Here is a 9,897-nt window from a genome sequence, read left to right on the forward strand (position 1 = left end):
GGCATGAGCCCACCGGCGGGCGCGGCCGGTTTGGGCCAACCCGGTCTGTTCGACTAGCGGCATAGGCGGGCGGGCGGGGGGCCCCCCCCCCGCGCCCCCCCGCCCCCCCCCCGGCCCGCGCCCCCCCCCCCCCCCCGCCCCCCCCCCGGGGGGGGGGGGCGGGGCCCCCCGTTGGGGGCGCCGGGCCCCCCCGCCCCCGGATCCACGGTCGGCGAAGGGTCCGCGTCGATGTGCGTGTCCGGAACATTGGCTCCAATGACTCCGCCGACACCGCCGAGCGTCAGGGCCAACGTGGCGACGCCACCGCAGGCCGCGGCAATCATCCTGGCGGTTCGACTCGCCATGACACCCATTGTCGACCTTTGCGCGCCGTACGTATACATACGCAAGCTCCCGGGTTCGCGGGCGCCGGCGGTCGCTGTGAACAGCATCGCAATAACGGGCCTCCCGCGGTGGTTCATACTGAATGCAACACTTGGGCTCTTCCCGCGGACCCCTGAGACAGCAAGGTAGCGACGATGACGAGGTTGGACTCCGTCGAGAGGGCGGTTGCCGACATTGCGGCCGGAAAGGCCGTGGTCGTCATCGACGACGAGGATCGCGAGAATGAAGGCGACCTGATCTTCGCCGCCGAAAAGGCGACGCCCGAGCTGGTGGCGTTCATGGTCCGCTACACCTCGGGGTACCTGTGCGTCCCGCTGGACGGCGCCATCTGCGACCGGCTCGGGCTGCTGCCCATGTACGCGGTGAACCAGGACAAGCACGGGACGGCCTACACCGTTACCGTCGACGCGAAGAATGGTGTGGGCACCGGTATTTCGGCCTCCGATCGCGCCACCACCATGCGGCTGCTGGCAGATCCCGCGAGCATCGCCAACGATTTCACGCGCCCCGGTCACGTGGTTCCGTTGCGCGCCAAGGACGGCGGCGTCCTGCGCCGCCCCGGCCACACCGAGGCCGCCGTCGACCTCGCCCGGATGGCGGGATTGCAACCCGCGGGCGCGATTTGCGAAATCGTCAGCCAAAAGGACGAAGGCTCGATGGCGCAGACCGACGAGCTGCGGGTCTTCGCCGACGAGCACGACCTCGCGATGATCACCATCGCCGATCTGATCGAGTGGCGGCGCAAGCACGAGAAGCACATCGAGCGGATCGCCGAGGCCCGCATACCGACCCGGCACGGAGAGTTTCGCGCCATCGGCTACGCCAGCATCTACGAGGACGTCGAACACGTGGCGCTGGTGCGCGGCGAGATCGCCGGGCCCAACGCCGACGGCGACGACGTGCTGGTCCGGGTGCACTCCGAGTGCCTGACCGGTGACGTGTTCGGTTCCCGCCGGTGCGATTGCGGGCCCCAACTCGACGCCGCGATGGCGATGGTCGCGCGGGAGGGCCGTGGCATCGTGCTCTACATGCGCGGCCACGAGGGCCGCGGTATCGGTCTGATGCACAAACTGCAGGCCTACCAGCTGCAGGATGCCGGCGAGGACACCGTCGACGCCAACCTCAAACTCGGATTGCCAGCCGACGCAAGGGATTACGGAATCGGGGCGCAGATCCTGGTCGACCTCGGCGTTCGCTCCATGCGGCTGCTGACCAACAACCCGGCCAAGCGGGTCGGGCTGGACGGCTACGGCCTGCACATCATCGAGCGGGTGCCGCTGCCGGTGCGCGCCAACGCGGAGAACATCCGTTACCTGATGACCAAGCGCGACAAGATGGGCCATGACCTGGCCGGCCTCGACGACTTTCACGAATCGGTTCATCTGCCAGGCGAATTCGGTGGCGCTCTGTGAGCGGTAGCGGGGAGCCGGCAATCCCGGCGCTCGACGCGTCCGGTCTGCGGCTCGGCATCGTGGCGAGCACCTGGCACAGCACCATCTGCGACGCCCTGCTCGCGGGCGCCCGCAAGGTGGCCGCCGAGTCGGGCATCGACAACCCGACGGTGGTCCGGGTGCTCGGCGCGATCGAGATCCCGGTGGTGGCGCAGGAATTGGCCCGCAACCACGACGCGGTCATCGCCCTGGGCGTCGTAATACGCGGCGGAACACCACATTTCGAGTATGTTTGCGATGCGGTGACCCAGGGCTTGACCCGGGTGGCGCTCGACGCGTCGACGCCCGTTGCCAATGGGGTGCTGACCACCAACACCGAACAGCAGGCGCTCGATCGCGCCGGGCTTCCGGAGTCGGTCGAGGACAAGGGCGCCCAGGCCGCCGGGGCGGCCCTGACCGCGGCGCTGACGCTGCGTGACCTGCGCGCTCGGTCGTGACTGAGCGCGAGGGGTGGGACGTCGTACTGCGTCCCCACCGCACACCGATGTTCGCCTACGGCGCGGCCTTCACCATCGCCGCGGTGCACATCGCGATCGGTTTTTTACTCAAGGTCGGATCCACCGGGGTGGTATTCCAGACCAGCGACCAGGTGGCGATGGCGCTGCTCGGCCTGGTTCTCGCGGGGGTGGTGCTGCTGTTTGCCCGGCCCCGGTTGCGCGTCGGGGCCGCCGGCATATCGGTGCGTAACCTGCTGGGCGACAAATTGATCGAGTGGCCGGACGTCGCCGGTGTCTCGTTCCCGGTGGGGAACCGCTGGGCGCGAATCGACCTGCCCGACGACGAGTACATCCCGGTGATGGCCATCCAGGCCGTCGACAAGGAGCGCGCGGTCGACGCCATGGACTCCGTGCGGTCGCTACTGGCGCGGTATCGGCCCGACCTGCCTACCCACTGAACGGGCTACCCGTGCGCGCACGGATAGCCCGTCAGGTGGATGCGTCAGAAGTTCTTACAGTCGGTCATCATCTGCTGGAAGATCGGCAAAGCCTGCTGTGCACCCTGGTTGTGCTCGATGGCGTGCAGCAGGTTCACGCGCTGATCCGGCGATGACGCCAGGTACTGCTGCAAGAACTGCTGGTTCGGCGGCGACTGGTCGAGGTACTGGGCGGCCATCGGGTTTTCCGCATGCACCGCCCGCATCGCCTGGTCGTAGCTGCAGGTCGTGTTGATCATCGGGCCGTAATCGGGGGCAGCGGATGCGACCCCGGCGGCGGCGGTCGACGCCAATGCCAGACCGCCAACGCCGATCGCGAGCCTGGTCAACGAGCGCTTGAACATCTGTGGACTCCCTCCATTGATTGCCACCCACTGTAACGTCCAGCTACCCCTTGGTAACCAGAACAAGAGCCGCCCAAACCGTCCACACGGTCGGTTACTCGTCGTAACCCGAGGTCGACGGCCCTTTTGGGAAATGACGGATCCCTCGGCGGCCGACCTGTATATCGAACAAGCGCTCGAATGCGTTACGGGCGGCAAGCGCGGGGCGGCTCGAAGCCCGGGGTGCCGAATCCGGCATGCCGGGCGGTGCTCCCGCCGGGCCGGCACCCCTCTCGCGACTACTAGCCTGGATGGGTGCCAGATCCCGCCACGTATCGCCCCCCGCCCGGGTCCATCCCGGTCGAGCCGGGCGTCTACCGATTCCGGGACACGCACGGAAGAGTCATCTACGTCGGCAAGGCCAAGAGCCTGCGGAGCAGGCTGACGTCCTACTTCGCCGACGTCGCCAGCCTGCATCCGCGAACCCGGCAGATGGTGACCACCGCCGCCAAGGTCGAGTGGACGGTGGTCAACACCGAAGTCGAGGCGCTGCAGCTCGAATACAACTGGATCAAGGAGTTCGACCCGCGCTTCAACGTCCGCTACCGCGACGACAAGTCCTACCCGGTGCTGGCCGTCACCCTCAACGAAGAATTCCCCCGGCTGATGGTCTACCGCGGCCCGCGGCGCAAGGGCGTCCGGTACTTCGGGCCCTATTCCCACGCGTGGGCGATCCGGGAGACGCTGGACCTGCTCACCCGCGTGTTCCCGGCGCGCACCTGTTCGGCCGGTGTGTTCAAGCGGCACAAGCAGATCGACCGTCCGTGTCTGCTCGGCTACATCGACAAATGCTCGGCGCCCTGTATCGGGCGGGTCAGCGCCGAGCAGCACCGCCAGATCGTCGACGACTTCTGCGACTTCCTGTCCGGCAAGACCGACCGCTTCGCCCGCGAGCTGGAACAGCGCATGCACGCGGCCTCCGACGAACTCGACTTCGAGCGGGCCGCGCGCCTTCGTGATGACCTCGGCGCCCTCAAGCGCGCCATGGAAAAGCAGGCGGTGGTGCTCGGTGACGGCACCGACGCCGACGTGGTCGCCTTCGCCGACGACGAGCTGGAAGCGGCGGTCCAGGTGTTCCATGTCCGCGGCGGCCGGGTGCGCGGTCAGCGCGGCTGGATCGTCGAAAAGTCCGCGGAGGCAGGTGATTCCGGTGAGGAGCAGTTGGTCGAGCAGTTCCTGACGCAGTTCTACGGCGAGCAGGCCGAACTGGGCGGCCAGGACAACCAAGGGGCCGACGAAGCCGCCAACCCGGTGCCGCGCGAGGTGCTGGTGCCCTGCCTGCCGTCCAACTCCGATGAATTGGTCAGCTGGCTGTCCGGCCTGCGCGGTTCTCGGGTCGCGCTGCGGGTGCCGCGCCGCGGCGACAAGCGGGCGCTCGCCGAAACCGTGCAGCGCAACGCCAAAGACGCGCTGCAGCAACACAAGCTGAGAAGGGCCGGCGACTTCAACGCCAGATCGGCTGCTCTGCAGAACATTCAGGAAGCCCTCGGGTTGGCCGATGCGCCGCTGCGCATCGAATGCGTCGACATCAGCCACGTGCAGGGCACCGACGTGGTGGGCTCGTTGGTGGTGTTCGAGGACGGCCTGCCGCGCAAGTCCGACTACCGCCACTTCGGGATCCGCGAAGCCGCCGGGCAGGGGCGCTCTGACGACGTTGCCTCGATCGCCGAGGTGACACGGCGCCGGTTCGCGCGACACCTGAGTGAACAAAACGATCCGAATATGCTTTCGCCCGAGGGAAAGTCACGCCGATTCGCCTATCCGCCCAACCTCTACGTCGTCGACGGCGGAGCCCCGCAGGTCAACGCGGCCAGCGCCGTGCTCGAAGACCTCGGCATCACCGACGTCGCGGTGATCGGCCTGGCCAAGCGGCTGGAAGAGATATGGGTGCCGTCCGAGCCGGATCCCGTCATCATGCCGCGCAACAGCGAAGGGCTATATCTGTTGCAACGGATTCGCGACGAGGCGCACCGGTTCGCGATCACCTACCATCGCAGCAAGCGATCCAAGCGAATGACCGCCTCGGCGCTGGATTCGGTGCCAGGATTGGGGGAGCATCGCCGCAAGGCGCTGGTAACCCATTTCGGATCCATAGCCCGCCTCAAGGAGGCCACCGTCGACCAGATCACGGCCGTTCCCGGTATCGGTGTGGCCACCGCCACCGCCGTCCTGGAGGCGTTGCGACCTGACCCGCCCGGAGAAGCCGAATGACGGGTGAATTGGCGGAGGGCCACACCAGAGATGCCCCGGCCGGCATCGATGTGGTTCTGGTGACCGGGCTATCGGGTGCCGGGCGGGGTACTGCGGCCAAGGTGCTCGAGGACTTGGGCTGGTATGTGGCCGACAACCTGCCGCCCCAGCTGATTACGCGGATGGTGGATTTCGGCATGGACGCGGGGTCGCGGATCACCCGGCTGGCGGTGGTGATGGACGCGCGGTCGCGTGGCTTCACCGGTGACCTCGACGAGGTGCGCAACGAGCTGGCCACCCGCAACATCAGCCCGCGGGTGGTGTTCATGGAGGCATCCGACGACATGCTGGTGCGCCGCTACGAACAGAACCGCCGCAGCCATCCGCTGCAGGGCGACCAGACCCTGGCCGAGGGCATCGCCGCCGAGCGCCGGATGCTGGCCCCGGTGCGCGCTACGGCCGACCTGATCATCGATACGTCGACGCTGTCGGTGCGGGGCTTGCGGGAGAGCATCGAGCGCGCGTTCGGTGGCGAAGCCAGCACATCGATCAGCGTCACCGTCGAATCGTTCGGCTTCAAGTACGGCCTGCCGATGGACGCCGACATGGTGATGGACGTGCGGTTCCTGCCGAACCCGCACTGGGTCGACGAGCTGCGCCCGCTCACCGGACAAGACCCGGCCGTCAGCGAATACGTGTTGAGTCAGCCCGGGGCCGCGGAGTTTCTCGACGCCTACCATCGCTTGCTGTCTCTGGTCGTCGACGGTTACCGCCGGGAGGGCAAGCGCTACATGACGGTCGCCATCGGTTGCACCGGTGGTAAGCACCGCAGCGTTGCGATCGCCGAGGCGCTGATGCAGGTCCTCAAGGCCGATGAGGGCGAAGCTCAACTTTCGGTGCGGGTGTTGCACCGGGATCTGGGTCGCGAATGAACGCGCCGACGAATCAGGGCATCGTCGCGCTGGGCGGCGGGCACGGTCTGTACGCGACGCTGTCCGCGGCCCGCCGGCTGACTCCGCACGTCACCGCCGTGGTGACCGTCGCCGACGACGGTGGCTCCTCCGGGCGGCTGCGCAGCGAATTGGATGTCGTGCCACCGGGTGATCTGCGAATGGCGTTGGCGGCCTTGGCATCCGACAGCCCACACGGGCGCCTTTGGGCGACCATCCTGCAGCACCGCTTCGGCGGCAACGGGGCGTTGGCGGGGCACCCGATCGGCAATCTGCTGCTCGCCGGGCTGTCGGAGGTGCTGGCCGATCCGGTGGCCGCCCTCGACGAGCTGGGCCGCATCCTCGGCGTCAAGGGCCGCGTGCTGCCGATGTGTCCGATCGCGCTGCAGATCGAGGCGGACGTGTCCGGCCTGGAGACCGATCCGCGGATATTCCGGCTGATTCGAGGCCAGGTGGCGATCGCCACCACACCGGGCAAGGTCCGGCGGGTGCGCCTGCTGCCGTCCGATCCGCCGGCGACTCGGCAGGCCGTCGACGCCATCATGGCCGCCGACCTGGTGGTGCTGGGTCCCGGCTCGTGGTTCACCAGCGTGATCCCGCACGTGCTGGTGCCGGGTCTGGCGGCGGCGCTGCGGGCCACCACCGCCCGGCGGGCGCTGGTGCTCAACCTGATGGCCGAGCCGGGGGAGACGGCCGGCTTCTCCGTGGAGCGTCATCTGCACGTGTTGGCCCAGCACGCGCCGGGGTTCACCGTGCACGACATCATCATCGACGCCGAGCGCGTGCCCAGTGAGCGGGAGCGGGAGCACCTGCGCCGCACGGCGACGCTGCTTTCGGCCGAGGTCCACTTCGCCGACGTGGCCCGACCTGGTACACCTTTACATGATCCAGGCAAACTCGCGGCGGCCCTGGACGGGGTCCGGGCGGCCCACAAGGGTCCGGGAGCGCCTCCGGTCACGGCCACCGCGGAAATTCGGGTCGACGGTGCAAGTCCACAGACCGGTGGAGATGGACCGGGCGGCAGCGGACCGAGGAGTGACGACGCGTGGCGATGACGACCGAAGTCAAGGACGAGCTCAGCCGCCTGGTCGTGAAATCGGTCAGTGCGCGTCGCGCGGAGGTCACGTCCCTGCTGAGGTTCGCCGGCGGATTGCACATCGTCGGCGGTCGGGTGGTCGTGGAGGCCGAGGTGGACCTGGGCAACGTCGCGCGGCGACTGCGCAAGGACATCTTCGAGCTCTACGGCTATAACGCGGTCGTGCATGTGTTGTCGGCCAGCGGGATTCGCAAGACCACCCGCTACGTGCTGCGGGTGGCCAACGACGGCGAGGCGCTGGCACGCCAGACCGGACTGCTCGACAACCGCGGCCGGCCCGTGCGCGGTCTGCCCGCCCAAGTCGTGGGCGGCAGCGTCGCCGACGCCGAAGCCGCCTGGCGCGGAGCCTTCCTCGCGCACGGGTCGCTGACCGAGCCGGGACGGTCGTCGGCTCTGGAGGTCAGCTGCCCCGGCCCGGAGGCCGCGCTGGCGTTGGTGGGCGCGGCGCGCCGGCTCGGGGTCAGCGCCAAGGCCCGCGAGGTGCGTGGCGCCGATCGGGTGGTGGTGCGCGACGGCGAGGCGATCGGCGCGTTGCTGACCCGGATGGGCGCCCAGGACACCCGGTTGATCTGGGAGGAGCGCCGGATGCGCCGCGAGGTGCGGGCGACGGCCAATCGGCTCGCCAACTTCGACGACGCCAACCTGCGCCGCTCGGCGCGGGCCGCGGTCGCGGCCGCCGCCCGGGTGGAACGCGCGCTGGAGATCCTCGGCGACACCGTTCCCGACCACCTGGCCTCGGCCGGCAAGCTGCGCGTCGAGCACCGGCAGGCCTCGCTGGAGGAGCTCGGCCGCCTCGCCGACCCCCCGATGACGAAAGACGCTGTGGCGGGGCGCATTCGCCGGCTGCTGTCGATGGCCGACCGCAAGGCCAAGATCGAAGGCATTCCGGACACCGAGTCGGCGGTGACACCGGACTTGCTGGAAGACGCGTAACTGGTCGCGTCATTTGCTGTTCGCAACGAGTAGGCGGGGGCTACGGTCGGGGGATGAAACGGCTTTCAAGCGTTGATGCGGCGTTTTGGTCGGCCGAAACTGCGGGCTGGCACATGCATGTGGGCGCACTGGCGATTTGCGACCCGAAGGAAACACCCGAGTACAGCTTCCAGCGGCTTCGCGAACTGATCATCGAGCGGCTGCCCGAACTGCCGCAGCTGCGGTGGCGGGTCACCGGCGCGCCGCTCGGGCTGGACCGGCCGTGGTTCGTCGAAGACGAGGACCTGGACGTCGACTTCCATATCCGGCACATCGCGGTGCCCGCGCCCGGCGGCCGCCGCGAGCTCGAGGAGCTGGTGGGCCGGTTGATGTCCTACAAGCTGGACCGTGCCCGGCCGCTGTGGGAGATGTGGGTGATTGAGGGCGTCGAGGGCGGCCGGGTCGCGTCGCTGACCAAGATGCACCACGCCATCGTCGACGGCGTCTCGGGTGCCGGCCTGGGTGAAATTCTTTTGGATGTCACGCCGGAACCGCGGCCGCCGCAACAGGAAACGGTGGGATCGCTGGTGGGATCGAAGATTCCGGGCCTGGAGCGGCGCGCGGTGGGTGCGCTCATCAACCTCGGTGTCAAGACGCCCTTCCGCATCGCCCGGCTGATGGAGCAGACCGTGCGCCAGCAGATCGCCGCGCTGGGTGTGAGCAGCGGCCGGCCCCCGCGCTACTTCGAGGCGCCCAAGACCCGGTTCAATGCGCCCGTGACGCCGCACCGGCGGATCACCGGGTGCCGCGTCGAACTGGCCCGGGCCAAGGCCGTCAAAGATGCCTACGGCGTCAAGCTCAACGACGTGGTGCTGGCGCTCGTGGCCGGGGCGGCCCGCGAGTACTTGCAGAAGCGCGGCGAGCTGCCGGCCAAGCCGCTCATCGCGCAGATCCCGGTCTCCACCCGCACCGACGACAACAAGGACGACGTCGGCAACCAGGTGAGCTCGATGACTGTCTCGTTGGCCACCGACGTCGACGATCCCGCCGAGCGGCTGCGGGCCATCCACGAAAGCACCCAGAACGCCAAGCTGATGGCGAAGGCGTTGTCGGCGCACCAGATCATGGGGCTGACCGAAACGACGCCGCCGGGATTGCTCGGGCTGGCCGCGCGGGCCTACACCGCCAGCGGGCTGTCGCGAAACCTGGCCCCCATCAACCTGGTTGTCTCCAACGTGCCGGGTCCGCCGTTCCCGTTGTACATGGCCGGCGCCAGGCTGGATTCGCTGGTGCCGCTTGGGCCGCCCGTCATGGACGTCGCCCTGAACATCACCTGCTTCTCCTACACCGACTATCTGGACTTCGGTTTCGTGACGACGCCCGAGGTGGCCAACGACATCGACGACATGGCCGACCGCATCGAGCCGGCGCTCACCGAGCTGGAGAAGGCGGCCGCGCGGGAGTGAGCTAGCGGCGTTCTGAGCTGCCGCGCGCGGCGAAGCTGGGCGTTGCGTCAATCGGGTTCGTCGTCGTCACCGTCGCGGAGGATTCTTTCGGGGTGGTGGTAGGTGTTGGTGCGGGGTTGTCCGTGGTCGAG

9 protein-coding genes are annotated in these 9,897 nt (G+C 68.6%); 8 read left to right on the forward strand and 1 reads right to left on the reverse strand.

What is annotated here, in order from left to right:
* Positions 1-518: 518 nt before the first annotated feature.
* The 3 genes from A5750_RS12405 to A5750_RS12415 are packed head-to-tail and all read left to right on the forward strand — an operon-like array spanning position 519 to position 2,730.
* On the forward strand, positions 519-1,796 hold the full coding sequence (locus tag A5750_RS12405; protein ID WP_066945094.1) for a bifunctional 3,4-dihydroxy-2-butanone-4-phosphate synthase/GTP cyclohydrolase II: 1,278 nt from the start codon (positions 519-521) through the stop codon (positions 1,794-1,796).
* Positions 1,793-2,272 (forward strand): 6,7-dimethyl-8-ribityllumazine synthase, encoded by a 480-nt coding sequence (gene ribH / locus A5750_RS12410; protein WP_067263155.1) that lies wholly within the window; start codon positions 1,793-1,795, stop codon positions 2,270-2,272. The genes A5750_RS12405 and ribH overlap by 4 nt, the downstream gene beginning before the upstream one ends.
* A 47-nt stretch (positions 2,273-2,319) precedes the next feature.
* The gene (locus tag A5750_RS12415; protein ID WP_066945088.1) at positions 2,320-2,730 is read left to right on the forward strand and encodes a PH domain-containing protein; all 411 of its coding nucleotides are present in this window, start codon (positions 2,320-2,322) and stop codon (positions 2,728-2,730) included.
* A 44-nt stretch (positions 2,731-2,774) separates the two neighbouring features.
* On the opposite strand, the gene A5750_RS12420 is transcribed toward A5750_RS12415, so the two are convergent.
* Positions 2,775-3,113 (reverse strand): hemophore-related protein, encoded by a 339-nt coding sequence (locus A5750_RS12420; protein ID WP_066945085.1) that lies wholly within the window; start codon positions 3,111-3,113, stop codon positions 2,775-2,777.
* A gap of 294 nt (positions 3,114-3,407) precedes the next feature.
* Between A5750_RS12420 and uvrC the strand changes: the two genes are divergently transcribed.
* The 5 genes from uvrC to A5750_RS12445 are packed head-to-tail and all read left to right on the forward strand — an operon-like array spanning position 3,408 to position 9,766.
* Complete coding sequence (gene uvrC, locus A5750_RS12425) at positions 3,408-5,363, forward strand: excinuclease ABC subunit UvrC (protein ID WP_067263158.1); 1,956 nt, start codon at positions 3,408-3,410, stop codon at positions 5,361-5,363.
* Entirely contained in the window at positions 5,360-6,274 is a 915-nt protein-coding gene (rapZ, locus tag A5750_RS12430; RefSeq protein WP_066945075.1) for an RNase adapter RapZ, read from the forward strand. Before uvrC ends, rapZ begins: the two co-directional genes overlap by 4 nt.
* Entirely contained in the window at positions 6,271-7,347 is a 1,077-nt protein-coding gene (gene yvcK / locus A5750_RS12435; protein ID WP_066945072.1) for a uridine diphosphate-N-acetylglucosamine-binding protein YvcK, read from the forward strand. Before rapZ ends, yvcK begins: the two co-directional genes overlap by 4 nt.
* Entirely contained in the window at positions 7,344-8,321 is a 978-nt protein-coding gene (whiA, locus tag A5750_RS12440) for a DNA-binding protein WhiA (protein ID WP_139272911.1), read from the forward strand. The genes yvcK and whiA overlap by 4 nt, the downstream gene beginning before the upstream one ends.
* A gap of 53 nt (positions 8,322-8,374) precedes the next feature.
* Positions 8,375-9,766: a wax ester/triacylglycerol synthase family O-acyltransferase gene (locus A5750_RS12445; protein ID WP_066945045.1), complete on the forward strand. Its 1,392-nt coding sequence runs from the start codon at positions 8,375-8,377 to the stop codon at positions 9,764-9,766.
* The last annotated feature ends 131 nt before the right edge of the window (positions 9,767-9,897 follow it).

This window comes from Mycobacterium sp. 852002-51613_SCH5001154, from assembly GCF_001667425.1.
Taxonomy (GTDB): domain Bacteria; phylum Actinomycetota; class Actinomycetes; order Mycobacteriales; family Mycobacteriaceae; genus Mycobacterium.